This is a genomic window from Paenibacillus baimaensis, assembly GCF_025567575.1.
On the sequence record NZ_JAOQIO010000077.1, the window covers coordinates 1 to 26615 of the forward strand.

The window sequence follows — 26615 nt, forward strand, 5'->3', positions numbered from 1 at the left end:
AATGTATTATTACGTATTATTGGCGCCATAGCCAAGTGGTAAGGCAGAGCTCTGCAAAAGCTCTACCCCCAGTTCGAGTCTGGGTGGCGCCTCCATTTTTGTAACACTCGCCGGAGTGGCGGAATCGGCAGACGCACAGGACTTAAAATCCTGCGGTAGGTGACTACCGTACCAGTTCAAGTCTGGTCTTCGGCATACGAGAATTATCAAGAGTTGTTGGTTAAGCCTTTTGCAAGACAAACTTAAAAGCTTCTTTGATTCTTACCTGAATACAACATTCAGATTAGGTATCAAAGAAGCTTTTTTGTTATAGTAATGAAAATAGTTGACGCAAACTAAAATGTGATGAGGAAGTGATAGGTATGGTTCTTATAAGAGAATCTAGACAATCAGATAACCACGCATTGGCACAATTAATGGGTGAACTTGGCTATCCAACATCCGCAGAATCTATGCGCAAACGCATGAAAGCCATCGAATCAAACCCAATGAACGGTACTTTTATTGCCGAAATGGATAATTTAATTAAACCTGAGCGAGCTGCCGCACATGAATTTTACAAGAGCAAGGGATATGATATCAATGGGTATCGATTTTTAAAGAAGCTATAGATTAGGAAAGAGGGAGATGAATGATGTGGAATATGTTAGAGATTATGTGATGTATTCGGCTATTTTCGGTATTTTTAGTTTTAGTTGGTTTGGCTGGGCTCAGGAGAATCCAAGAAAAAGCTGGCGCAAGTATATAGGGATTGCTTCAGCAGCTCCACTTATATTAGGTTTAGTTGGTATCTACTTAAGTATTAAACATTGGCATGATCATACTGCTTTATCGGAACCAGGTGTGTTTCATAATTATTTGTATTTCGTATTTATTGAATTCTTTTTAGCAGCGATAGGTGCTTTTCTATTAATTAAATTTAAACGTAATGACTATACGGCCCCATGGATTGCATTTGTTGTAGGTGTTCATTTTTTTTGGTTAAAAAGTGTTTTTAAAGATCCAAGCTTGTATATATTGGCGGTACTCCTTATTGGAGTTGCATTCATTTCACTATTCGTATCTAAAAAGTTTAACATCGCTAATAGTGCTATAACAGGTATAGGCGCTGGTACCGTTCTGCTCTGCTTTGCGATATTAGGATTGGTTCGGTTCTTAATGCTATAAAAATTAAGGATAGTTAAAAGTTGAGGAAACAGTGGGGGTCTTGGAAGCCTGCATATTTGAAAATCTCACCCAAGGAAATGCCGGAGTTGTACCGGCAAACCTGGTACAGAGAATGATCCCTTCGCTAGTACCTCGATAACAATTTTAGGGGTCAAATAATAATTTGATGTTTTTTCTTCGAATAGCGGTTGGCGTAAGCTGATGCTACATATGAATCCGGTTTAATAATCGGCACCATACCTAACGATTGAACACGTAATACCATTTCCGCTACATATAAAGACGTTTTATTTTTAACGTGATCCGAGCCTGCGTCAATATGAATATACGATTCGAAAGAAGCTCCTTTATATACAAAAGGGAGAACGATATCCTCCATTTGCCGACGTTTTTCATCACTAAAATACAAAGCAATTTCCTCACTTAATGCGGTTTCGGTCGAAAGTTTTTCTTTGATCGAAGCAATGGCCCGTGGGATGATAACCTGCCGGTAGCAGGCCCATGCTCCATTACCAGGACGCTGGATCACAACACCCGTAATAAATTGTGTATAGCCTTGATGGACCTGGCAATCGGTGCCTATAATAAATTTATAAGCTGCTTTAGGATCTAGCTGAATAAAACCGATAATTCGCTCATGGACTTGCTTAAGGCTTAAGCCTTGCTCCGAAGTATTGCGAAACGTTAACGCATGGGTTAGCACATCATCTTGATTGTTCATGAAATTCACCTGTACCCAAGGCTCGGTATTCTTCCTCTCTTCTTATTATTTTGGCAGGAAAGGCGGAATCCAACCACTGCTCACGTAATCAAGTACGGTTATCACTTGGCTATACTCTATATATTATGATCGAAACAGCAGAATTTGAACCTGTGACCCCATGAGCCCATAGTTATGCAGGATTTAGTCAAAGCTGCTGCAGATCGATTTGAATTGTAAGGAGTGAAATCAAATCGTGGATGCTTGCAGAGAAGTTGGCTCGGATTAATATTCAAATTCAAGGTGCAATCAGAATAATCGATGTGTATGATGGCTCTCCATATGAGTGTAGGTTGCGGGGATTTAGTACTGGGTGCAAGAAATCTTGTGAAAAATATTTTGAAACACTGTGATAGAGGGTAAGATAATGATGGGAATGATTGAATAGTAATCAGCCATATGCTGGATATTGACGGAATGCATATCAGAAGGCACTATGTCTGAAAATAACGCATAGGCTGATCGAAGTTGGATTCAGTCGGGGACTACAAAATAATTTTTTCCAAATAGCTCAATGCTTGAATTTTCCTCTGTACATTGTTCTTGGCGTTCGACCAAGGAGTGGATGAATTCGTAAGCGGCGCGCTGATCATTTTCGTTCAAGCCTTCCAGCATACGAAATAGTTTTTCCTTATGGACCATGGTAAAATCCTCCTATCGAGTATTTTGAAAAACAGAAAAAACACAAGGCTAGACCTTGTGTTAATGAACACATCTATCCTTCCCACTTTCGCTTCCGAGGTTAGCTGACGGATTCGGACTGTGAGAATTAGCCCTACGACATGCACTCATGCATATCGATTCACCCCAATTACTTGGTTCCCCCGGTTTTCTATACAGAAAACTCAGCGATTATTATTCAAATATGAAATTATAAGAGTCAACGTTCTAATTATTACACAGATTCTTCAAAAGTGAAACACAAATTCTTTTTTCTACATAAATCGACTCACAGATATACTAATCGGGTGAAAATTGGTATGATGTATATATAGTTTAGAGTGGTACGGAGGGCAGCTCGTTGAACAGCTGGCTTTTTACAGGAAGAATAGGGGTTTGGTTAAATGTCTCGGATCTTGGCTCATTTATTTTTATTTTGCGATACGAATAAGGACAGCTCGAAGATACTAAGAATCACCCGATACGGTCATGGTGAGGAAGTCAGCGAACATGCCTGTGATGGGATCAGTTTTGAAATGGCCTCTTACGATAGCCTGAACATTATTGAAAATCAGGGCAAGCGTGCATGGTCGTTCATGCTGGAAGGCTGTACTTCTCATTATGAAGAGAAAAGTGCCAAATTGTATCACTCGAATGAATTGTATCTGCTATTTGAATTTATCGATTAGAAGTAAAAAAATGGTTATCAAGAAAAGGGGAACACCGAGAGTGCTGATCAAGTTGAATTTCACTATTAAAGGAAAAGTAGCCATCGAAAATTTTACCAACGATGAATTGCTTGAAATTTTTGCGCGGTATATCAATACGTTAACCAAGAAATATGCGGTTGATGCTGTCGTACCCGTCGAAGGAAATCAGAGCATTGTTGCGGACGGCTCTTTAAAAGTGACACTGGAAAATGTTAACTGTGACGTGGACACCTTCTTCAAGGAACTGGGCAGAGATATCAAAATTCCTTTAAAGAAAAGACTCGAAGGCAAGCTGGATAACGTATTTAAAACAGAGGTTGTCAAATAACGGAAGTATCATGAAATAAAAATCAGTACGACAACAGCATCTGTTGCTTGAGACAGATGCTGTTGTTGTATTTGCGTATAAAGACGAAGGGTAAGGAGTGTTCGTTATGAGTGAACGTGTGCCTGATAATCGATCTAATAGCCAGACAAAAACGATTCAAACAAGTTCTCCCACTACTGAGATGGGAATTGCACCTGTGATGGATTCGCACCAACTGACGCCTGCACGCATTTTGCAGCTGCAAAGCACGCTTGGTAATCGGGCCGTTCAGGGCTTGGTGCAAAGAATGCGTAATGATTCTTCTGTCATTCAACGGGCAGGAGGGGCAGGCACGGCGACTCCTACAGGCGGTACAGCAGTCACCCCAACCGTTCCTTCAATAACGCCTGCCGAGCAGCGTAAGTTGGATTTGGAGGCGGAGCGCGATATTGTAGTTCCAGCGTTGGCCGTACAAGCTCTCGGGGAAGTGAGAGAAAAGGTCAAACAGGAAACGACTGCCTATTTGAAAACGGATTCGAAAGCAAAGGGCATACGTGAGAGTGTAACCAACAAAGCGATTGCAGATGTGAAATCAAATATCGATGCTGACGTGACAGCATCGGCTAACGAGAAGGCAGACGCCAAGAAGTATGCGGCTCAGCATGCTGAATCCAGTGGAGCTGTTGGCAAGGCATTAGTGGCTTATGCCGAGGAGCTGACAACGGCAAAGGTTGCCGATGATAATAAGACAGAGCTAGAGAAGAAAGCCAAGGAAGGCTTTGAACTGGTTGTACCGAAAACCAAGGTAGCCCTTGATATTCAAAAGAGCAAGGCTGCTGAGGAAGCAAAAAAGAAAATGGATACATATGCCAAGACCTTAATCAAGACGTATAGCGGCACATCCAAATTGGAAATCGTCAGAAATGCAGAGCAGGACAATACCTTTATAAATACCAAGGTCAACGTGGGTACGGCGGGCAGCGAGGAGATTCAGAAGCGGCACAGCTTGGATGGGGGTCTTGCTTTTACAGCAGAGTACGAGAAGGTATACCAAGATGTGTTGGTAGCGCCAATGAAAAAGGCGGCATTACTTAAACTGGGCGTAGGCCGCAGAGAATTCCGCAGATCTAAAGAATTGAACGAATTCCGTCAAAAGCTTAAGGACAGTGCGCGCGAACAGGCACGTGCAGATATTGATTCGGATATTGACACGAATTCGCTAACGGCAAGCAAGGGAGAAATGACGAAGCAATACTATGCGATGGCTGCTAAAACGAAGGCTTATGCAAGCTCCAAGGTTTCAGTTGATGCCGTGATGGGTACAGAGGCTGATGCCATTGTGGAAAAAGTAGTACCCAAAATAACCACAACTGAGGGGCTGAAGCAGGCGGGTAAAACATCCGCGTATGATATAGCAAGAGAGAATGCACAAGCAACTGACAAAATCAAGGCAGCGGCGGTATCGGGAGCTACACTGAAGGCAACAGAATTGTTAAAGGAGAAGAAAAGCGAAGCGATCAATGATGCCAGAAAGCTGACGAAGGGAGATAAGGAAGTTGCAGGATCAACTCCCGATGCGGCTAAGACGGCTGCAATCAATACAGGTGTCAAAACGGAAGTCACCCGAGATGAAATAGGCAAGAAGGCTATTAAGGAATCTGTAACGGCCGACAATTTAAGCAGCGGATTTGCGAAACTCGGCAAACTGATTGATATTTCCACGCCGAATGCCGGAGATGCAAGCTCCTTCGATGTTGAATTGAAAATTCCGTTTGCATCGGCCAGCGGCGGCGGTCAAGCTTACTTCTTGTTCGGCTTCGGGGGCGAGGCCGAGAGGGAAAGTGACGAATTATCGGTCAACACCCAGATTACATTAGGTGCTGGTTTTCAAACCTTTGGTTTTGATGCCAATTTCCGTTTAGGTCTGTTTCTGGAAGCCAAAGGTAAAGACACCACGAATGTGATGAATTTGCTCTCTTATGGTTTGTACAGACAGGTACCGCAAAGCGCAGCCGAATATTTCTGGGGCCAAGGCGGTAAATCAGGCGAATCAACACGGATTGAAGCGGAAAAATGGGCCATGATGATTGAAGAGCAGGATATGAGCGGGGACGGCTCGGTCGATGTTGGTTTACTTATGAAAATTGCAATGGAGGCCAATGCAGGTGTTGCCGAGTTTTCCGCGGAGCTTGCGTACAAACGGCTTAGCCGTTACAACAAGGAAGTCATTGCAGAGAAGGGCAAGGATGCTGCAGGCGTTAAGCTTCCAGCAAATCTGCGAGGAGACAGTATCGGTAAAGGCGAGATTCGAAACGTAGTTGATGCTGCGACAGAGATTGAGGTTAAATTCGGTAAGGACAGCGTCGCCTTTGGTCTTGAGGGTTCCATGGTTTTTGTGAGGACGGGTGACGATTTAAGAATAAGAGAGCTGAGTCTTGAAGCTTCCGGTACTGTACCATCGCAATTCGGAGAGGAGAGCGGCGAGTTCACACGGATTGCATCGAAGATTTCAGCAGCCTGCGTAGGCAGCGGCAAGAATCTGATTGCTTTATTGAAAAAGACTGCGAATCAGGAGTCAGATAAAGGCAAGCGAGCTGTGGGGACTGCGCTCGATTCCGGCAGTGATGCGTTGTTCATGGGGGATCATTTTGACCAGATAGGTGCAAGCCTTGCAGAGAAAATTCAAGGTGACGAGACCGTAAATGACACGATTCGCAGCTGGGTTACAGGCGATGAGATGCGCTCCAGCGCATCGGAGACGGTGAACAAGATCGGATTGTCCAACGCGCTTAAATTTGCATTATCGTTTGAGAAGAAATGGAACGCTGCGGGTGTCGGGGGAGATTGGGAGGTTGCTCTTGAGGCCAGCCAGGTGAAGTCGATGGAGGTTGATGCCGAAATTGTCAAGGTTGCAGTGGAGAAGTCCAAGCGACTGGGCAAAATTGGTCTTGCCAGCAAGGGCGGCGCGCTGAGCGGTTCGGCTGAGGCGTTGGGCCATGAGATTGCCTAGGATACCAAGCGATGGCAATTCGCAATTTCAAAAAATTCATATCCAAAGATTACGATAAAGGATATCGATGGTGGTATATAGCGATAATGAGACTTAGGAGGAAGCAGATGGCGGATCATGGAGCAAATACCGAAGTAGAGTCAAGATTGGAGCTGGATCATCCGCTGACGTTCACAACATTAACAGGCGACCCCATACATGCTCGTTTGAAGCGGTTGGCCCTGGCCACAGGGGATAATCTAGCGACTTGTACGATCGGCTTTGAAGTGGAATGGTCAACGTATGCGCTCATACTTGCAGGTGATTGGTTTGGTATGTTCTCTGCAACGAGAGAAGGTACCACTGCTGGGCTTCTGGATGAGGGACAGCCGGTTGAACTCCAGGCATCGTTAAGGCAAAGCCTGCTCAAGGCTGTATTGCACAATCAGGCTGATGTAGAGGATATTCTAAAGACCTTGCTGCAAGAACAAGCTGATGGCGTACTTCCACTTAGAATGAGTGAATGCTGGTTAATAGAAGAGGTTAAGCAGTTAGTCGAGCTTCCTGATGAATTGACGGGTGGCGTATTGAAGCAGGGTTATCGCACCCTATGGGCGGATCAGGGAGTTATCAAGTCGGAGGAAGCTGATCAATCGGTTGCAACATTGAACGAAATCGTGGAAAGCTACCTGACCCGTCTGGAATGGAGCTATGAACGCATTGACGACGCAATTCTTCGATTGACCTTTCGAGGAGATCATGGACAATGGGTTGTCCTTGTTCGTACAGATGAAGAAAAGCAGTTATGTATCGTATATTCGATTTACCCGCAGTTGGTAACCGAGCCGTATCAAACAGCTATGGCTGTGTTTCTGAATCAGGAAAATTATGATTTGGCTGTTGGCAACTTTGAGATGGACATGTCAGATGGAGAACTACGGTATCGTACAGGAATTGATGTAGAGCATGGTCGTTTGACGAGTGAGTTGTTTGGACAGCTGCTTACAACGAATATAGCGATCATGGACGAGTATTTTGAGCGAATTGCTGAGGAAATGAACTAGATCCAAGCGGGCAATGATCGCATTCTACATAGATAATAAGAGGGAACACGAAAATTGATATGGAACACCTGTTGATAAAAACGGGTGTTTTTTATGTTTTTTTATTGACTTTTATACAGCAGGCGTTTGATTATCAACAAATTTCAAATCATCACTTGGTTATCGCTCCGAATAAAGGTAAAATAGAGTTAATGACGACTATATCCCTATCCTAATGGAATGAAATTATTGGAGGAACGAAAGATGAAGTATATCAGCACCAGAGGCAATGTGGAAGCAAGAGGTTTTATAGAAACAGTTCTAATGGGACTTGCTGACGATGGCGGTCTGATGATCCCTGAGGAGATCCCTGTGGTTTCAGCGGCGACCTTGAAGGAATGGGAAGCTTTAAGCTATCAGGACCTATTCTTGAAAATTTTCTCTTATTATACGAATGATGAAATCCCTTACGAGGATTTAAAGGATATGGTAGCTAAAAGCTACTCCAGCTTCCGTAATCCGGAAGTGACGCCTGTACAAACGATTACCGATAAACTCCATATCCTGGAGCTGTTCCATGGACCGACCTTCGCATTCAAAGACGTTGCTCTGCAATTTATGGGCGAGCTTTACTCGTATATTTCCAAGAAGCAAGGCGAGATTATTCATATTCTCGGCGCGACCTCGGGAGATACGGGAGCTGCAGCCATCCAGGGAGTTCGCGGTAAAGAAGGCATTCGTATTTGTGTGCTGCATCCGCATCTCAAGGTGAGTAAGGTGCAGGAGCTTCAAATGACAACCGTCAATGATGCGAATGTGTTGAATTTAGCGGTTAAGGGCAACTTTGACGATTGCCAAGGGGTCATCAAGGAACTGTTTGGTGATCTGGATTTTAAAGGCAAGCATCATTTGCGGGCTATCAATTCAATCAACTTCGTGCGGATCTTGGCACAAACCGTTTATTACTTCTATGCGTATCTGCAGGTAGCCAAGCAGCAAAAGCTGGAGAAGATCAATTTCAGCATTCCGTCAGGTAACTTTGGCAACGTGTTCTCGGGTTATTTGGCCAAAAAAATGGGGCTTCCGATCAACAAACTCATTATTGCCACCAATGAGAACAATATTTTGGAGCGTTTTATCAAAACCGGCGTCTACAAAAGCGGTGATTTCCTTAGCACGCACAGTCCGTCTATGGATATTCAGATTGCCAGCAATTTTGAACGTTACTTGTATTATTTCTTGGGTGAGGATTCGCAGAAGGTATCCGAGTATATGAAGAAGTTCCAGCAAGAAGGGCAAATTGTGATTGATGCCGAAGACCTGAAACGGGTACAAGCTGAGTTCTCCGCCCATGGTGTGAAAAATGCCGAGTGTTTGGAGATTATCGGAAAATACAAGGCCGAGCATGATTACTTGCTAGACCCGCATACGGCTTGCGGTATAGCGGCATATGAGACGTTTGGTAACGACAATGAGGTATGTGTATCCTTTGCAACCGCACATCCTGCGAAATTCGACGAAGCCATCCGTCTGATTGATATTAAGCAGCAATTCCCGGCTGAGATCGAGCAGTTGCTTTCCCTGCCTCAGTATCAAACTATTGTGAATAACAGCAAGGAAGAAATTGTTGCACAGCTTGAAGCGTTCTATAACCGTGCTTAGGATTAAAGCATCTCTTGTATCTGTAATATAATTAGGCGAACGTCGGGATTCGGTGCAACCGTGCTCTGCGTTCGCCTTCTTCATAACCATAAATATCTCAAAACGATTGAATTGTTTAAATGAAGGGTTGGAATAAAATCTCTATGTCTGCAAAAACCAATGCTTGTCGAATATTGGACGCTCTCCATATTTCATACACGTTACATGAGTACGATTGGGACGAAGATCAGCTGGATGCTTACACTGTAGCCGATAAGGTCGGCTTGCCGGCGGATCAAATTTATAAAACGCTTGTATTGCGCGGTGATAAAACGGGGATTATGATGGCCTGTATTCCTGGCGATGCCGAGCTTAACTTAAAAAGCTTAGCCCAGGCAAGTGGGAATAAGAAGGTCGAGATGGTTGCCGTAAAAGAAATTCAAGCTTTAACCGGCTACATTCGTGGAGGAGTCTCACCTCTTGGTACCAAGAAAAAGTATCCTTTTTATTTAGCGTCAGCTGCTACGAGCGTAAATCCTGTCAGCATCAGTGCAGGTCGCCGCGGCTTGCAAATATTTCTTAAAGGTGAAGATTTGGCTGCCGCCTCTGAAGCTATTCTAGTAGACATCACAAGCCATTCATAATACGATAATGTAGACGTATGCAGAATCTTTAATCCCATAATTGAGGAGTGATTGTCCGTGGATTATGTAACTTTGGGTAGGACCGGTTTACAGGTAAGCGTCATGAGCCTGGGGGCTGGCGGAAGCAGCAGGTTAGGTATGCAAACGATTAAAAGTGAGCAGGAAGCCGCTACGATTGTCGCAAAAGCGATCGAGCTGGGCATTAATCTGATCGACACAGCCGAAGCCTATGGCACAGAAAATGTAGTGGGGGCAGGTCTGCAGCATGTCCCAAGAGAGTCCGTATACATATCCACCAAGTATTCGCTTCAACATAATAAGGTATTAAAGAGGCCAGAGGATTATGAAAAAAGTGTCGATCAAAGCTTGTCCAATTTGAAAACCGATTATATCGATATTTATCATTTGCATGGTGTGGCTGCTGATGATTACGCATATGCGGTAGAGCATTTGGTACCGGAAATGATCAAAATGCAGGAAAAAGGTAAAATTCGTTTTCTTGGTATCACTGAAGCTTTTGGATCAGACCCTGCTCATCAGATGCTGCATCAAGCTATTCAGGATGATTGCTGGGATGTGATGATGGTCGGGTTTAATATGTTAAACCAGAGCGCACGGGCTCAAATTTTTGAAGCTACGATCGCCAAAAATATTGGAGTTCTCGACATGTTCGCGGTACGGAGAGCCTTGTCACATCCCGAGGCATTAGCTGAGATTATTGCGAGCCTGCTTGCCGAAGGAAAGCTGGATCCTGATAAGGTCAACCCAGTCAACAGCCTGGATTTCCTCGTGCATCAGCATGGTGCTGAAAGCATCATGGATGCGGCTTACCGCTTTTGCAGATATGAGCCGGGCATTCATTCCGTGTTGATGGGAACGGGCAATGTACAGCATCTAGCGGATAATATTGCATCGGCGAACCGACCTCCACTGCCAGAGGCTGATATTCAGAAGCTGAAGAATATATTTGGCACGATTGATAGCGTGACGGGCAATTAAGCTGACGCACACGTGCTGGAGCAGCTCTACCGACGAATATTATCCAATGAATGTAAGAATCGGCTGCGAGGATGTCTAAAGCTTTTAAATAGGGGTGCACGGATGTCGAATGTATTCAAACCAGAGACAAATTTGAAAGCCAAACCTGCCTTCGATTCGGGAGTAACGAAGGTCATGATATTGGCTAGTGTATTGATCGTGTTTTCGATTGTGCTAATCGGCACATTTGTGTATTTCTTTACAGAAAACGAAGTCGTCAAAAAGTTGAAAAGCCGTGATCTCGAGACGATTGCCGAGTCTATCTCGTCCAAGGTAGATGCAAGGATTGATAAGGAAATCGAAACCTCTTTGGTGTTTGCCAACGATCCTACTCTATTGAAATGGCTGCAGGAGGGGGAGAACAATGCGACGCTTGAGGCCATGGTTCACCAAAAAACGAATTATTTGCATCAAAAACTGGGCTACAGCACGACTTTTATAGCAAGCACGAAATCAAGGCATTACTGGGATGAAAATGGAAAGATAATTGATACGATAAGCGAGCAAGATCCTGATGATAGCTGGTTCTTTGATTCCATCGCACTCAAGAAGGCCTCCTCGGTAAACTTTGATTACAATAACGAGCTTAAAGATACGTTTGCATTCGTGAACGCATTAGCGGGTCCGGTGGACGCGCCCCTGGCGATTGTGGGTGTAGGGATCAATCTTCATGAGCTGTCCAATAATTTTGCTTCCTACAAGGATGGTAAGGGTATCAATCTGTGGCTGATCGATAGCAAGGGATCGATTTATTTATCCGATGTGTATGAGCATAATGGCAAAAATATCCGAGATGTGATGATAGACTCAGCCTCCAGCGACGTGCTCAAGCAGTTTGATACAACGATGCGAATTTTTGAATATGATTCCAAATCGGGCGAGCGGATGGATCTGATCAGCTACCCATTGAGATCGACGGATCTTCATCTGCTTGTTGAGGTGGAACGCAATGAGACGGTGTCTTTCCTGCGGACGATTAAATGGAATACGGTTCTGGCCGTGGCCGTTTCTATGGTTTCGATTGTGTTCTTCTTCTATTATATATCCTGCAAGCTGGCCAATCCTTATAAACGAGCTATTCTGCTAAATCAGGAACTGGAGAAGCAGGTGATGGAGCGCACGAAGGAATTGTACGAGCGCAATCAGGAAATACTGGACAGCATTAATTACGCCAAGCTGCTGCAGGAGTCCGTTTTACCGAAGGAGCAGCAGTTAAAGGTATTGTTTAATGAGCATTTTGTTATTTGGCGGCCGCGGGATGTCGTAGGCGGTGACTTTTACTGGTCGAAGCAATTCGGAGAACGGACGCTTGTAGCTGTTGGTGACTGTACAGGTCATGGTGTTCCCGGCGCATTCATGACACTTTTGGCTGTATCCGCACTCAACCGTATTGCAGATAGCGGTGAGATAGAGGACCCGGCATCGATTTTGAGTCAATTGAATCGCCTGTTGAAAGAAACACTCGGTCAGGATGGGCATGAAGGTGTGACTGATGACGGGCTGGATATCGGGATTTGTGCCATTGAACCGAATAGTGTCATATTTGCAGGGGCCTCCTGCACCTTGCATCGCGTGGATGAGGATGGGGTATTGCAATCATGGAAGGGCAACCGCAGAAGCGTGGGTTATCGTAAAACCCCTTCCGATTATGAATATACAAACCATATGATGCCAGAAGGTGAGGCTCGTTATTATATGACTACGGACGGCTTCTTCGATCAAAATGGCGGTGAACGCGATTATTCATTCGGTAAAAAACGATTCGCGGATATGATCGTTCGTTACGGGAATTTGTCCCTGATGGAACAGAAGGAATCGTTCCTCCATGAGCTGGAAACGTATATGGGCGCTGAAAGACAGCGTGATGATATTACGGTGCTATCCTTTCGAGCTGCCGATCAGATTGCTGCGGGAGCGGCAGTAGAAAGTACAGAAGAGGGAATATAGTGGATCTGATAGACTTCAAACATACGAGGAGACTATTGACATAGACTGTCATCCAGCCCCATCCTGTGCTATATTTAAAATGATGGAAAGTCTGCATGAGCATACTTGTGACTCATTGCAGGCTTTTTGTTATGCCAATGTGAACAAAGCTTTTAATAGAAATGGAGTGATAGCAGATGAAGAAATTCAAAAAGACTTATATCGAAATAACGAGCGTGTGCAACTTGGCCTGTACCTTTTGCCCGCAAACGAAGCGACAATCGAATTTTATTAAAATAGATGCGTTCACTAAAATTCTTGATGAAATTAAGCCGCACACGGATTATATTTATTTTCATGTAAAAGGTGAGCCTTTGCTTCATCCCCGGATCGATGAACTGCTGGATCTGAGCCATGAGCGAGGCTTCAAGGTCAATATTACGACCAATGGCACCTTGATCACCAAAAACAAACATAAAATTTTACCCAAGCCTGCGCTTAGACAGATGAATTTTTCATTACACAGCTTTGACGGGCATGAAGGCTCGACAAATAAGGAAGCCTATATTATGAATATTTTGGATTTCGTGAAGGAAGCGGTCGCTACGACCCCATTATTGGTTTCACTGAGGCTGTGGAATTTGGATACGGACAATACCACTAACCTCGAAAGAAGCCGAAATCGCGAAATTCTTGAAATGATTGAAAAAGCATTTGAACTTGATTTCAAAATCGAAGAGAAATTTGTGCGCGGCAGCGGACTGAAAATTGCAAAGCAAATTTATTTGAATCAGGATCATGAATTTCAATGGCCGGATTTAAAGGAAGATGAGGATGAGGGCAAGGGCTTCTGTCATGCGCTGCGCAATCAGGCTGCGATTCTGGTAGATGGTACGGTGGTACCTTGCTGTCTCGACGGAGAAGGTGTTATCAATTTGGGCAACATTAATCAGACCCCTTTCTCAGAGATTGTAGAGGGAGAACGTGCCAACAATTTGTATAATGGTTTTTCCCGAAGAGAAGTCGTGGAAGAGTTGTGCAGAAAGTGCGGTTACCGACAAAGATTCAGCATGTAGCAAAAGCGAGAGGAAGTGAGTCCATGTTCGCACGAAGAGAAAGTTTAAAGGAATATATCACCCTGTATCCGATCACAGCTCTATTGATTCTTGTGAATATCGTGGTGTGGGGACTTATGGAGATATTCAGCTTATCCCAGAACCCGAACGTAACCTTGCTGCAATTCGGTGCAATATTTGATTTGCCGAATATGAAGGCGGAGGTTTGGCGTTATGCAGCTGCGATGTTTATTCATATCGGGTTTGCGCATTTGTTCTTTAACAGCTTTGCTCTCTATGTGTTTGCAGCGCCGCTGGAGCGCATGCTCGGTAAATGGAGATACCTGCTGACTTATATCGTATGTGGTATTACAGGAAATATATTCAGTATGTGGCTGCATAAGGATTATTTTGTCTCGGCTGGTGCATCGGGAGCGATTTACGGGATATATGCTGCGTTTTTATTTTTGGCGATATTTCGAAAGGACATTATCGATTACCAGACCAAGCAGACGCTTCTCGTTATTGTAGGGATTGGGTTCGCGAACTCTCTGTTCGTTCCCAACATCGATATCTATGCCCATCTGGGCGGCTTTGTTGGCGGTATTGTGATGATGGCGTTAATCGTGTTATCGATCAAAAGAAGACATCGCAGAGCATAGCTGCTATCTTGAACAAGGTGAGGAAAGACATGGGTTGTCACCACCTGGATTCTTCTAATTGTGCATGTTTCATCTTATTGAGCATTGACTTGTCCGCCCTAATCGTTGTACTTTGAACAATGAAAGGGTGAAATTTACATGAGGAACAAGTGGGGAAACCGTCTTGTATTTGCTTATCTTCCCGTTTTCATTCTGGTCATTATCGTGCTGCTGTGCATATTTTTTGTCATCACGAGTGAATTGTCCAAGCAGCAGGCACTGAAGGCGAACGAGATCTATGCTGAAAATACGATGCAATATGTCGATTCCAAGCTGCGATCGGTTGAACAATATATTGTGCAGACCTTTCTCGATGACCAGTCCGTCATCGACTTTTATAGTGTATCTCCATCCAGTCCCAATCGTTATCTCAATGACCGCGACGTGTACAAAAAATTGATCCTGATGCGCGAGAGCTTTAGCGAGATTGATTCGGTTTATTTGTATCGTAACCGTGATCAGATTGTTTTAAGCAATACGTCCATGATGCCACTTGATCAATTCGCCAATAGCCAATATTTGAAAGCTTTATTAGCCGCTCCTGCTGACAATCGTTGGAGCATTGGTCGCGAGTATATCGATAACAACGATATAACCACGCCTGTCGTGTCCTTGGTTAAGCGAATGCCACTGCCACTTGGTACAGACGGAATACTGGTTGCTAACATAAAAATAAACACGCTCTCAACGCTTGTCAGTAATGTATCCCGCTCCAAATTGAGTTATGTTCATCTGTTGGATGCGAATGAAGAATACATCATTGGGGATGGTGGCACATTCGAGGAACAAGACGGAGCAGACCGAAAAGATTTTACTGTAATGAAATCGGAATACACAGGTTGGACGATCCGCAGCGGATTTGTCGACGGAGTCGCTTTTCGTTTTCTATCGAACCTGAATGTATTTTGGTTGGTCATCGGGGTCATTACAGTGCTCGCTGGCGCTATATGGATCATATATGCGAGTCTGCAGAACTACAAGCCGATTCAGTCGCTTCTGGATCGGCTTTCATCGGTTCCACTACAGAAACCGCACATACTGGGTCAGGTCAAGCATGATGAATTCAAAATTATCGACAATTTGCTGGATCATCTGCTGGAGCAATTCGGTAAGTATCGGATCGAGAATGATGAGAACTTCAACTACCGTCGTCGATATTTATTTGAAGAGCTGCTGACTGGGACGCTGCTCAGGCAGGAAGGGGTCCGGGAAAAGGAGTATTTACAATTCGGATTTCAGGAATCGTACGATCAATATATAGTGGCCATTATCGAGATCGACAAGTATGCTTCTTTTACGTCCACTTACAATAATAAGGATCAATATTTGATTAAATTCATCATTGATAATGTCGTTCAGGAGCTGAATAACAGCACAGGCCTCCTGATCTGTCCAGAATGGATTGAGAAGCACAGGCTATGTATTGTTTGTCAATTGTCCGATGAGACCACAGCCGCCGATACGTTCTTGGACATCATGCGCAAAACGGTAGATTGGATCGGTAAAAATGTAGAAATTACAATAACATGCGGACTGGGTACGCAGGTGTCGGGCATTCATAGGGTATCCAGCTCATATGAGGAAGCATTGGAAGCTCTTGGCTATAAGCCGACATTCGGAACCGGCAGTGTCATTGCATTCACGGATATCGATAGCAAGACAGGCGAAGAAATATTCAGGTCTCTACCGTATATTCGTGAGCTGGTCCACTTTTACAGACTTGGTGAACCCGAATGGCAACGCCATTATAGCTCTTTGTTTGCGGAAATTCGCATTCAGCTCTTTTCACGCGAGCAGGTTGCCAATTTGATGAATTATTTGTTATTCCACTTTTACAAGGAAATGTCGGGATTATCGGCGGAATATTTGGAATGCTGGCGAGAATATGCCATGAATCCAATCAACGAATGGATTACGACCTTTGACACCGTGGAAGAATTGGAGGCAGAGCTGCAACGTATATTGGAGGACGCCCGAAAGAGGTTGGACGAGCTTCGCGCGCAGCGCAGCCAGCATGAGTTGATTGATCAAATGAAAACGTATATAGAGAACGAGTTCAACAATTCCGACTTTTCGCTTGTCATGCTGAGTGAGAAGTTTAAGCTGACTCCGAACTATTTAAGCCGCTTGTTTAAGGAAGAATTCGGTGAGAAATTTATTGATTACTTGGCCAGCCTGCGTATTGAGGAAGCCAAGCAATTGCTGGTCGAAACCTCGGCGCCGATACAGGACATCGGAGAGCGAGTTGGCTATACGCATACGTTTTCATTCATCCGTGTATTCAAGAAACTAGTAGGTCGAACGCCTGGCGATTACCGCAAGGAGTTCCGGCAATTATAATCGTACAATGATGTCAACGACCGGATCAGGGAGAAATCAGCAAACTCTCTGCTTGACCGGTTGTTTTTTTGTTTGTGGATTGGGATTGATGTCAAACCTTACATGATAAGATAGGTATAAACTCAGGCCTGATGCGGATTGTTGAAGTTGTGCATGGAGTGTAAATGTGTGAATTGCCGTGTCAGCAACCTTCGGTGTAAGGTGTAATTGTGATCGGAATAGAAACGATGACAATCCGATACTACGCTCAGCAGCGCAACATAGGAGGTGAAGTCTCATGCGAGTATCATCCAAACAAACCGCTTTGGACATGTCGGTCGGAACAAGAGATACGAAGAAGAAGCGGAGCCACAAGTACTTGAAGCAAAATATTCCGCTGTACATCATGCTCGCTCCGGCTATTTTATGTTTTGTCATATTCAAGTATGCGCCGATGGGCGGGATCGTCCTTGCTTTCAAGGATTATAGCTTTTGGGATGGAATCTGGGGAAGTCCATGGGTCGGATTCAAGCATTTTGATTATTTGTTTAACAACCCGCAAGGCTGGAAAATCATCCGTAATACGTTCGTGCTAAGTTTACTTAGCTTTATCGGGTTCCCATTTCCAATCATGGTTGCTTTGATGCTGAACGAGGTTCGGAAGATGTGGTTTAAGAAAATGGTGCAAACCCTGCTGTACTTGCCCCATTTCCTCTCCTGGGTTATTGTCGGAGGTATCTTTATTACCTTGTTTTCACAGGATTCCGGTATGGTGAACGACATTCTGGATAAGCTGATCGGCGAACGGTATCCCTTTCTCTACAAGCCGTTCACCTGGATCGCCGTGTATCTCAGCTCAGGTATATGGAAAGAGGCCGGCTTTTCGGCAATCATTTATTTGGCGGCGCTTACGACGATTGATCCGAGCTTGTACGAATCAACCGCAATCGATGGTGCAGGCAAATGGAGGCAGGTGTGGCATGTCTCGCTTCCAGGCATTCGACCTACGATCATTTTGCTGCTGATCCTAGGGATTGGCCGTGTGATGGAGGTAGGTTTTGACCACATTTATGTAATGCAGAATCGGGTCGTTGCCGATATTTCCGAAGTCATCAGCACGTACACGTTCAAGACGGGCATTCAAGGGGGCGAGTTCGGTGTTCCCGCTGCGATGGGTTTGTTCGAGTCACTGGTAGGCTTCGTGCTGGTGTTGTCCGCAAACAGTATTGCCCGTAAATTCAACCAGAGCCTATGGTAATCCGGCATGAAAGGAAGTGGGAATATGAGAGAGACTTACGCGGAGAAATGGTTTAAAGCCTGTGTACATATCATTCTGCTGCTGGCGGCCGTCAGCTGTCTCATTCCGTTAATTAACATTATCGCAGTTTCGTTCAGTGATTCGGCGGCCATCTCTTCAGGGTTCGTCTGGTTATGGCCGATCCATTTCAATCTGGAAGCTTATAAAACATTGTTTCTCGGCTCCAGAGTCATCCCCTCGTTTCTGAACAGCTTGCAGATCACGGTCGGAGGAACGATTTTAAGCTTGCTGTGTACTACGCTTGCCGCCTATGCCTTGTCACGTACATACTGCTACGGTCGAAAATGGATTACGCTGGCCATGGTGTTTACGATGATGTTCAGTGGTGGGCTAATTCCCTTCTTTCTACTGATGAAAAGTCTGGGTCTGATCAACACCTACTGGTCACTATGGCTTCCCGGGCTTGTTGGAGCGTATAATTTGTTGATCATGCGGACCCATTTCGAAGGGATTCCCGTCGAGATCGAAGAGTCTGCTCGCATGGACGGCTGCGGTGAATGGCGGCTGCTTGTACAAATTGTGCTTCCGTTATCTTTACCTGTTATTGCGACGATTTGTCTATTTCTGGCTGTCGGCTATTGGAACTCCTTTCTGAGCGTTCTCATATTCATCAACGATGCGGAGAAGATGAATTTGACCGTATTCGTTCAGCAGATGGTGCAGAGTCAGAGTATGTTGATGCAGGCGATTGCTTTGCAGCCGGAAGATCTGGAGAATATGTCACCTGAGGCTGTGAAAGCTGGAGGTATTGTAATCATGACGCTGCCGATGTTGATCGTATACCCGTTATTGCAAAAGTATTTTGTAAAAGGTGTCATGCTTGGTGCGATCAAAGGATAAATCTTACAATTTCAGTAAGAGGGATGAAGAGATAAGTACGGATGCAAAAGAGATTCATTACTAACAAATGGGGGAAAACATATGGCGGTTAACATGAAGAAAAGTACGTTTATGACCATGACGGCTGTGCTGGCGGCGGGGATGCTGCTTGCTGCTTGCAGTAAATCGAGCGAGGAAGGAGGCAAAGCCACCGTAGCACCAGCCAAAGAGGGAGCGTCGGCAGCACCAGAGAAACGGGGCAAGATCAAGATGTCCCTGTACGACCGTGGCAATACTCCGCCAGCAGAAGGAACGATAACGAATAACCGCTGGACGAAATGGATTAACGAAAACGGACCAGCGGATGTTGAGTTTATCCCTGTTCCAAGGTTTGAATCGAAGCAGAAGTTTAATACACTGTTTGCCTCAGGTGAAGCACCGGACGTGATCAACGAATTTGAGACGGCTTATCGGGATCAGCTGTATAGTCAGAAGCAGCTGCTGCCGCTGGGGGATCTGATCAAGCAATATGCGCCGAATTACAGCAAAATGCTGGAGAAGTATCCGATTATGCGCCAGATCGGTACAAAGCCTGACGGCAAATTGTATGAGATAGGGCGGGTTATTCCAAGCACCGTACAAGTAGCCGTATTCATCCGCACCGACTGGCTGAAAAAGCTTTCGTTGCCTATCCCGCAAACGCCAGAGGATCTGCTGAAAGTAGCGAAAGCGTTCACAGAGCAGGATCCGGACGGCAATGGGAAGAAGGACACCTACGGCTATTCACTCGCCTATCTTGGGGATGAAGCGATTGATGCTATGCATGGCAATACGATGTTTATCAAAGATGACAAGCTGGTCGAAGACGATGCGAGAATGAAAGCAGCTGTTTCCTTCAAGAAACGACTGTTCGACGAAGGTGTTGTTGATCGTGACTATTTGACGGACAAAAACGGTGAGAAGGCCAAAAAAGACTTTTTGTCAGGTAAGCTCGGCATCTATGTGGCTGACAATGCGAACGTTGATGTATTAACGACGCTCCGCAGTACCAATAAAGAGGCGACGATTGCTCCGATGCTGCTGCCGAAGACAGAATTCGGACAATACACGATCCGTATGTTAAATCCGCTTCAGATGACGACGGTGGTTTATGCGGGTGCCAAGGATCCAGCTGCTGCTGTGAAAACGATTGACTTCATGCTGGCTGAGTCAACGTGGAAAATGTTGAAATTCGGCACGGAAAACGTACATTGGAAAAATGACGAGCTGGGATGTCCGAGACCGATTAATCCAGATGTCCGTAAAGCTGAAATCGGCTATAACACGGACTTGTACATGGTATCGACAACGATTGATTCCAAAGAGATATGTAACGTGCCTGTTGTTGATAAAAATATTCCGAATGCCGAGGAATGGTACAAAATCAGAAATGAAACACGGGACATGTACGAAAATCCTGCTGTGCCGCTGTACACATTGACACATGCTGAGCATATGCCTACGCTTCCGGCTGACTTGTTGAAAATCAATAACGATTGGACCCAGCAAAGCAAGGATCTTATTGCCAAGACCGTAGTTAGTGGAGGTAGCTTTTCGGTTGATCAAGCGATGAACGATCTCAAGAGCTTGAAGCAGAAGATTGGACAAAACCAGACCGTAGATTGGTATGCCAAATGGTATGAGCAGAACAAAAAGAATGCTTTTCTGACCAAGGACATTTATCAATTTCTGGCTAAGAAGTAATCGTTGCACGGATAGAGGAATCAGCACGCATGAACTTACCCAGGAAGCCTGTAAGCAGGTTTCCTGGCCATTCTACCACAAGAATCCAATAAACCAATAAAGCGACTTCACTAATGAAAGGGGTACGCCGTATATGGGAAATAAGCAAAGATTGTTTGGATTTCTTCTCATTCTAGGCATGTTGTCTTTAGTCGCAGTAAGTCAATGGAGCACGAATACAGCTAATGCAGAAGCGGTTGCTTCGCCTGAAAAGGCGGAATACGTACTGGATGAGGATTTTTCCATTCTGGCTACATCCTATGACTCCAACGATATCGTGGCTAGCGGTTGGGATGTAAGAAAAGCCGGTGGTTCGTTATCCTACAGCTACAACAACTGGTTTAAAATCAGTGACACCAGTAATTTGCTTCCGGTATCGATGACCAAAAAAATTCGTGAGCAGCATTCCGGTAGCATCACTCTGGAATATAGATTTAAAATGCCTTCGATTATGAATGGAGTAAAGTGGCAGCTTCGCAGTGGTGAAATTGAAGGGGTCAGCCTGTTCGTAAAGGATGGTAATCTGGTTCTGGAAACCGGCAATAGCGATTATCAACTCCAGGTACTAACAGCCAATGTCGAATATGGGGTTAAATTGATTGCCAATCTGGATGAAAACAAAGTACAGGTTTATGTCAACGGCGCATTAAAAGCATCTGAACAAAGCTTTACTCACCATGTAGCGCTTATTGACAATTTCCATGTGGCAACAGGTGATGTAACAACGGGCGAAATGTTTTTTGCACCGGTCAAGCTTCATAAAGGGTATGTCATTAACGAAAAGTTTATCTCCACCGTTGAAGGGCCGATTCCAGAGGACTGGAGCTCACAGCTTCATGGTGGAGCTGTTGTCGTTGAAAAAACGAATAATTCCAAGGCGCCGGATGTATTCAGCCTCAAAATGAATGCCGCCAATGCGGACGCAGAGATGAGCATAGGAAAATCGTTTCCATCCCAGACGGGGCATCTGGTTGTTGAGTACAAGGTATTCATGCCGGCCAAGATGGATGGTTTCTCGATGGCATTAAAGAATGGAGCTTCAACGGCCTTCCAATGGCTTACAAAGGATGGGAAATTTGCTTATACAAATACTAGCGGGCAAGATGTAGCTTTTTACGATTATATTCCCAACCTTTGGTATCATGTAAAGCTAAAAATGAATACGGTTACAGGAAAAGCAGACCTTTACCTGAATGGTAAATTGAAAGTAGAGCAGCTGGATATTCCGGCGAACAGCGTGAATTTGATCAACTTTTCCATAGCAGCCTCTAATAAAGGAAGCATGTCCTTTGACGATATTTTGCTGTACCAGGAGGCTGAAGAGCCGCAGGATTATGTTCCCGCACCTGTCCAGGTGAATAAGGAAGGGGATGCATTAGTAGGCGCGCAAGCCTGCTCCATGTGGAGAGAAGGGCAGCACCTGGGATGGGATCGAATTAATCCATACCCGGAGCGAGTGCCGCTGCTCGGATTTTATGACGAGGGAAGTCCGGAAGAAGCGGACTGGGAAATCAAATGGATGGTAGAGCATGGAGTAGACTACCAGATGTATTGCTGGTACAGACCGACGGGATCAGAGGGAAAACCGTTCAAGGAACCACGTCTCGGAACGTCGCTTCATGACGGGTATTTTAACGCCAAATACAGTAACCAAGCGGATTTTATGATTATGTGGGAGTCTTCGTCCTCCAAAGTGAGCGGAAGTGAAGATTTTAGAAATAATGTGGTTCCGTATTGGATGGAATATTATTTTAAAGATCCTAGATATGTTGTCATCGATAACAAGCCTGTCATTGGGATATTCAGCTATTCCAGTCTGAAGCAGAATTTCGGTGGCACTGCAGTAGCTGTCAAAGCAGAAATGGATTACTTGAGGCAGGCAGTTCAAAGCGCCGGATTTGATGACATTATTATCCTGATCTCCTCGGGCTCGGATGCTGCTCAGATGCAGGAAATGCAGGCTGCCGGATTGAATGCCGTATTTTCGTATTCGTGGGGGCAATTTGCAGGGAAGGAAACGCTGCAAAAGCTCAAGCTTGAGCAGCAGAGAGATGCTGGCTCGATGGATGTGATCCCCGTTATTAGTATGGGAAGGGATGATCGTGCATGGGGCGGACCGATGGGTTATTATGCAACTCCACAAGAATTTCAGTCAACGGCACAATGGGTCAAGAACAGCTTTATCCCATCTTTACCGGTAAACAGCATAGGTCGAAAATTGATATTGCTCGATAATTGGAATGAATATGGGGAAGGTCACTTTATAATGCCGGCTGGGCTGCACGGATTTGGGTATCTCGATGCTATCCGCAATGTGTTTACGGCAGGTGGCGAACACACGAATGTGCTGCCCACCGAGGTGCAAAAGAAAAGAATTCAAGGGTTATATCCAGAAGGCAGGGTCATACCTCCCAAATCAGTAGATGTTGCACCGATTACGGATACCAGCAGTATAACTTACAGCAAAGTATGGGATTTCAATACCAATGGAGACAGTGAGGGTTGGACTGTAGCTAAGCAGGTCTATGCAGTCAGCATTGCAGGGGGCTATTATTCCGGCACATCGTCAGGTAACGATCCCGGTATTCTTTCGCCCGATGCGTTAGGTATTTCGGCGGAGGAGAACCCGTATATTCATGTCCGTATGAAAAACAGTACGAACGATATGGCAGGGAAAATTTATTTTATTACTGAAAAGGACCCCGCTTGGAAAGAAGTTATGGGTGTCGATTTTTATGTGAATCCCAATGACGGGAACTATACGGATTATTATGTACCGATGTGGAGCAACAAGAACTGGACAGGAGCTGTAAAAGCTATCAGGCTTGATCCCATTACAACGAAGGGTGATTTTAGCATAGACAGGATTGGACTGGTAAAGGTTCCGATTCAAGGTGTGAAAATGAACCTCAACGGGCAGCCGACAACAACCGTGACTCCTCTCGAAATAAGGGATGGCAGCGTGATGGTGCCACTCGCTGAGGTATTGAAGAAAGCGGACATTCCTGCGGAACGAGATGATGCTGGCTCTATACTCGCCTTAAAGGATGGCAGTGTCATTCGGGTCGTGTACGGACAAAGTCTGGCTTACAGAGGAAGTACGCCTATCAACCTGCAGCATGCTCCTGTATGGACTGAAAGTGATCTGCTGATTTCAGCTGATGATCTAAAAGAGCTGTTTGGATTCAATTTTACATGGGACGCGGCAGCAGAAACTTTACATGTATCCAGCAATTCGCTCAAAATAAAAGGCGATAATCTATTAACCGACCCAGGGATGGAATTGGGTACCCTGCAGTATGCTGGTGAAAGAATTGTTGCAGAACTGACGACCTCCGAGTATCATTCCGGCCATCAGTCGGTCAAAGTTACTAAAGACTATCCTTACGGTAAGATTCTTTTTAACGGAGTTGAGAATGGTAAGGAATACTATTACTCGGCCTGGGGGAAGCTGGCATCCGGTACCACAATAGGGGAGAAGCTGAGAATTTGTCTGCAGTACAAGGTAGATGGTGTGACCAAACAGGTGGTTATGGTGACTGGACCTGCTATGGATGCTGTCAGCTGGAAGCAGACAGAAGGATATTTCAAGCTGAATGAGACCGGAAATATCACCAATTTGACGATGTATATCTATACCGATTTTCCGGCGCTCGGGGATTCTTACTATCTGGATGATGTCGAGATCCGGCCTGTAACCTATTCCAATGATCCCATTCCGGCTCGTGTTACGGGTATCAGCCTTAACAAATCGACAATGGAGATGGGTACGGGTAATATCGGACAGCTGAAGGCGACCATACAGCCTCTAAATGCCATAGAGAGAGCGGTTATATGGACTTCAGATAATCCGCTGGTAGCTATTGTGGATGTGAATGGTGCTGTATATGGGAAAAAAGCGGGAGTGGCTCATATCACGGCTACTACAGTGGATGGTCTCAAAATGGCTACTTCTGCTGTAACCGTTCAGGATGGGTTTAATGAAATCGTAACCTTGACCGTGAAGCCTGATGGAACCGGGGACTTCGTTTCTCCGAAGCTGGCCAATGACAGTATTCCGGACAGCAGCTCTGACAAACAGTATGTCATTCTGATCTATCCAGGGGTGTACACGGAGAAAAACTGGGTTGTCAAATCCTACACGACTCTTCGGGGAACGGATAGGGATCAGGTTTTCTTAAAGGGAGAGAACAGTGATTCAGCTACGAACAATGAGATTACCAACCAATCCACGATATGGTTGAAGGGTACGTCCAATCTGGAGAACCTCACGATCACTGCTAGAAACATGAGGTATCCGGTTCACAGTGAAGATAGCGGCAACAATAAGGATGCTATCCATGTTGTGAAAAATTCTTATATCGAGCATTATGGCAATCGGGGAGCTGTTGAGTATCGACAAAACTGGGTGACGGCCCATCCCGGGGTTACGCCAACGGCAGATCTGGACCCAACCAAGGTATGGGGCGGGATCAGCGGTGTAGGTTCTCATGCCTGGGGTTATGGCTCTGCGAGCGGTGTTAGTGAGACAGTTTACGGCACCACTTTTGTATCTAAAGCGGACGGTTGGTACGTGCACAATCGGGAGGATTTCACCAAACCCCAGATCAATGTTATTAACAATAGTAAAATCGTATCCACGGAAACGTTGAAGCCTATTATTATACAATCGTTAGGCAGCGGAACCAAGGATGAAGTCATTTTCAATCATACTGAGATTGTAGGGACGTATATGGTTCAGGACGATTCCCCCTGGATTACGCAAAGACCGGAGAATCAATATGCCAATCATGCGGATTATAACGTTACCTTTAATTACAGCACACCTATTGGCTATTCCGATGAACATAGGGGTAGAGCACTGGCTTTGTTCAGCAGCTCTGTAACGAACAATACGTATGTAAGGGTTAGCGGAAATGCAGTAGCGGATCTGCTGGGAGCGTATCAAACTCGTGATGGAGGCGGTGGTCTGAGTGGCTACTTATATGGCTACTGGGATATATCGGGCATCAAAGTGGGCCTGAGCTCCAATATCGATGTCAATAATACGTTGGGAAGAAGGCTGGGTGATTGTACAGTCAACAGCAAAACCTTGCAAGTAACCTTTGAAAATGGCACGACCAAAACGATTATTTTTAATGAAAACTATACCGTTCAACCTAATTCCTATATTTTAGGAAAAATAAATGCGGTATTGGGTACTTCGGGCAGAGCGGCGGAATACAACGTTACAGGCTCTGAATATTATCCGCAGGTGCCGGATAAGCAATTAACTTTAACTAATCATACAGGGGTTGGCATTCCGCGCTTTGCTGCTGTGCGTTATGACACTGACCATACCACGCTGCGGCTCATGAGCGCCACTGATTCTCCTGATAGCTTTGTCGGCATCACACTGGAACGAATTGTACCAGGAGCGTCGGGAAGAGTGTTGACGGAAGGGATCATGAAAAAGAGCCAGCTCTATGGATTTACAGGAAGTATTAGTAAGGGAACTAAGATTTCGATTGGAACTTTGGATGGAAGCCTGAAGGAGAGCTTGAACGGGATCATGCTGCTGGAAGGAGTTCAGACAGACTGGGCATCCTTTAAAGGAAACAGGGACGGGGTTGTTCAGTAGTTGCGTTGGTATAACAGGGTTATCTTCTAACAGCTGAATTCGTGGCTGAGAGGATAGTCCTGTTTGTCTGATGACAAGATAAGTTAATTACGCGCCGCGCACAAGATTGGCGAAGA

General features: G+C 45.1%; 19 protein-coding genes, 2 tRNA genes and 1 riboswitch. Of the genes, 19 read left to right on the forward strand and 2 right to left on the reverse strand.

Annotation, left to right across the window (positions count from 1 at the left end; genetic code table 11):
* Positions 1-21: 21 nt before the first annotated feature.
* The 4 genes from OB236_RS17885 (at position 22) to OB236_RS17900 (ending at position 1167) form a co-directional block, all read left to right on the forward strand.
* Positions 22-95: transfer RNA gene (locus tag OB236_RS17885), tRNA-Cys, on the forward strand.
* Between the two features lie 14 nt (positions 96-109).
* Positions 110-195, forward strand: a tRNA-Leu gene (locus OB236_RS17890).
* Between the two features lie 167 nt (positions 196-362).
* Positions 363-611 (forward strand): hypothetical protein, encoded by a 249-nt coding sequence (locus OB236_RS17895; RefSeq protein WP_262685235.1) that lies wholly within the window; start codon positions 363-365, stop codon positions 609-611.
* Between the two features lie 16 nt (positions 612-627).
* Positions 628-1167 carry a hypothetical protein gene (locus OB236_RS17900; RefSeq protein ID WP_262685236.1) on the forward strand — a complete coding sequence of 180 codons (540 nt, stop codon included), beginning with the start codon at positions 628-630 and terminating at the stop codon, positions 1165-1167.
* 151 nt (positions 1168-1318) lie between these two features.
* On the opposite strand, the gene OB236_RS17905 is transcribed toward OB236_RS17900, so the two are convergent.
* A complete protein-coding gene (locus OB236_RS17905; protein WP_076237636.1) occupies positions 1319-1888 on the reverse strand; it encodes a ribonuclease H-like YkuK family protein in 570 nt (189 codons plus the stop codon).
* Between the two features lie 513 nt (positions 1889-2401).
* Positions 2402-2569: a hypothetical protein gene (locus OB236_RS17910; protein WP_179097729.1), complete on the reverse strand. Its 168-nt coding sequence runs from the start codon at positions 2567-2569 to the stop codon at positions 2402-2404.
* A gap of 74 nt (positions 2570-2643) precedes the next feature.
* Positions 2644-2788: riboswitch (cyclic di-AMP (ydaO/yuaA leader) on the reverse strand.
* Between the two features lie 203 nt (positions 2789-2991).
* Between OB236_RS17910 and OB236_RS17915 the strand changes: the two genes are divergently transcribed.
* From OB236_RS17915 to OB236_RS17985, 15 genes are all read left to right on the forward strand, one after another.
* Complete coding sequence (locus OB236_RS17915; protein WP_262685237.1) at positions 2992-3276, forward strand: hypothetical protein; 285 nt, start codon at positions 2992-2994, stop codon at positions 3274-3276.
* A 40-nt stretch (positions 3277-3316) separates the two neighbouring features.
* A complete protein-coding gene (locus tag OB236_RS17920) occupies positions 3317-3625 on the forward strand; it encodes a hypothetical protein (RefSeq protein WP_076237643.1) in 309 nt (102 codons plus the stop codon).
* 106 nt (positions 3626-3731) lie between these two features.
* Complete coding sequence (locus OB236_RS17925) at positions 3732-6614, forward strand: hypothetical protein (RefSeq protein ID WP_262685239.1); 2883 nt, start codon at positions 3732-3734, stop codon at positions 6612-6614.
* A 107-nt stretch (positions 6615-6721) separates the two neighbouring features.
* Positions 6722-7657: a YbjN domain-containing protein gene (locus OB236_RS17930; RefSeq protein WP_262685240.1), complete on the forward strand. Its 936-nt coding sequence runs from the start codon at positions 6722-6724 to the stop codon at positions 7655-7657.
* 243 nt (positions 7658-7900) lie between these two features.
* Positions 7901-9298, forward strand: a complete 1398-nt coding sequence (gene thrC / locus OB236_RS17935; RefSeq protein WP_262685241.1) for a threonine synthase — start codon at positions 7901-7903, stop codon at positions 9296-9298.
* A gap of 143 nt (positions 9299-9441) precedes the next feature.
* The gene (ybaK, locus tag OB236_RS17940) at positions 9442-9921 is read left to right on the forward strand and encodes a Cys-tRNA(Pro) deacylase (protein WP_262685243.1); all 480 of its coding nucleotides are present in this window, start codon (positions 9442-9444) and stop codon (positions 9919-9921) included.
* Between the two features lie 57 nt (positions 9922-9978).
* Positions 9979-10920 (forward strand): aldo/keto reductase, encoded by a 942-nt coding sequence (locus tag OB236_RS17945; RefSeq protein ID WP_262685245.1) that lies wholly within the window; start codon positions 9979-9981, stop codon positions 10918-10920.
* Between the two features lie 102 nt (positions 10921-11022).
* Entirely contained in the window at positions 11023-12906 is a 1884-nt protein-coding gene (locus OB236_RS17950) for a SpoIIE family protein phosphatase (protein WP_262685246.1), read from the forward strand.
* Between the two features lie 176 nt (positions 12907-13082).
* Positions 13083-13961: a radical SAM/SPASM domain-containing protein gene (locus OB236_RS17955; RefSeq protein WP_262685247.1), complete on the forward strand. Its 879-nt coding sequence runs from the start codon at positions 13083-13085 to the stop codon at positions 13959-13961.
* A 23-nt stretch (positions 13962-13984) separates the two neighbouring features.
* Positions 13985-14602 carry a rhomboid family intramembrane serine protease gene (locus OB236_RS17960; protein ID WP_262685248.1) on the forward strand — a complete coding sequence of 206 codons (618 nt, stop codon included), beginning with the start codon at positions 13985-13987 and terminating at the stop codon, positions 14600-14602.
* A 138-nt stretch (positions 14603-14740) separates the two neighbouring features.
* Complete coding sequence (locus OB236_RS17965; RefSeq protein ID WP_262685249.1) at positions 14741-16981, forward strand: helix-turn-helix domain-containing protein; 2241 nt, start codon at positions 14741-14743, stop codon at positions 16979-16981.
* Positions 16982-17258: 277 nt separating this feature from the next.
* Positions 17259-18218 (forward strand): ABC transporter permease, encoded by a 960-nt coding sequence (locus tag OB236_RS17970; protein ID WP_408638491.1) that lies wholly within the window; start codon positions 17259-17261, stop codon positions 18216-18218.
* Between the two features lie 24 nt (positions 18219-18242).
* Positions 18243-19118, forward strand: a complete 876-nt coding sequence (locus OB236_RS17975) for a carbohydrate ABC transporter permease (protein ID WP_076237625.1) — start codon at positions 18243-18245, stop codon at positions 19116-19118.
* Positions 19119-19199: 81 nt separating this feature from the next.
* A complete protein-coding gene (locus OB236_RS17980) occupies positions 19200-20840 on the forward strand; it encodes an extracellular solute-binding protein (protein ID WP_262685250.1) in 1641 nt (546 codons plus the stop codon).
* 133 nt (positions 20841-20973) lie between these two features.
* A complete protein-coding gene (locus tag OB236_RS17985; RefSeq protein WP_262685251.1) occupies positions 20974-26499 on the forward strand; it encodes a glycoside hydrolase family 99-like domain-containing protein in 5526 nt (1841 codons plus the stop codon).
* Positions 26500-26615 lie beyond the last annotated feature (116 nt).

Excerpts from the sequence above, each read along its gene's own strand:
- OB236_RS17985 (WP_262685251.1), top strand. The coding sequence starts at position 20,974 with ATGGGAAATAAGCAAAGATTGTTTGGATTTCTTCTCATTCTAGGCATG.
- OB236_RS17950 (WP_262685246.1), top strand. The coding sequence starts at position 11,023 with ATGTCGAATGTATTCAAACCAGAGACAAATTTGAAAGCCAAACCTGCC.
- thrC (WP_262685241.1), top strand. The coding sequence starts at position 7,901 with ATGAAGTATATCAGCACCAGAGGCAATGTGGAAGCAAGAGGTTTTATA.
- OB236_RS17955 (WP_262685247.1), top strand. The coding sequence starts at position 13,083 with ATGAAGAAATTCAAAAAGACTTATATCGAAATAACGAGCGTGTGCAAC.
- OB236_RS17980 (WP_262685250.1), top strand. The coding sequence starts at position 19,200 with ATGGCGGTTAACATGAAGAAAAGTACGTTTATGACCATGACGGCTGTG.
- OB236_RS17965 (WP_262685249.1), top strand. The coding sequence starts at position 14,741 with ATGAGGAACAAGTGGGGAAACCGTCTTGTATTTGCTTATCTTCCCGTT.
- OB236_RS17915 (WP_262685237.1), top strand. The coding sequence starts at position 2,992 with ATGTCTCGGATCTTGGCTCATTTATTTTTATTTTGCGATACGAATAAG.
- OB236_RS17970 (WP_408638491.1), top strand. The coding sequence starts at position 17,259 with ATGCGAGTATCATCCAAACAAACCGCTTTGGACATGTCGGTCGGAACA.
- OB236_RS17910 (WP_179097729.1), bottom strand. The coding sequence starts at position 2,569 with ATGGTCCATAAGGAAAAACTATTTCGTATGCTGGAAGGCTTGAACGAA.
- OB236_RS17930 (WP_262685240.1), top strand. The coding sequence starts at position 6,722 with ATGGCGGATCATGGAGCAAATACCGAAGTAGAGTCAAGATTGGAGCTG.
- OB236_RS17895 (WP_262685235.1), top strand. The coding sequence starts at position 363 with ATGGTTCTTATAAGAGAATCTAGACAATCAGATAACCACGCATTGGCA.
- OB236_RS17960 (WP_262685248.1), top strand. The coding sequence starts at position 13,985 with ATGTTCGCACGAAGAGAAAGTTTAAAGGAATATATCACCCTGTATCCG.
- ybaK (WP_262685243.1), top strand. The coding sequence starts at position 9,442 with ATGTCTGCAAAAACCAATGCTTGTCGAATATTGGACGCTCTCCATATT.
- OB236_RS17905 (WP_076237636.1), bottom strand. The coding sequence starts at position 1,888 with ATGAACAATCAAGATGATGTGCTAACCCATGCGTTAACGTTTCGCAAT.
- OB236_RS17925 (WP_262685239.1), top strand. The coding sequence starts at position 3,732 with ATGAGTGAACGTGTGCCTGATAATCGATCTAATAGCCAGACAAAAACG.
- OB236_RS17975 (WP_076237625.1), top strand. The coding sequence starts at position 18,243 with ATGAGAGAGACTTACGCGGAGAAATGGTTTAAAGCCTGTGTACATATC.
- OB236_RS17900 (WP_262685236.1), top strand. The coding sequence starts at position 628 with ATGAATGATGTGGAATATGTTAGAGATTATGTGATGTATTCGGCTATT.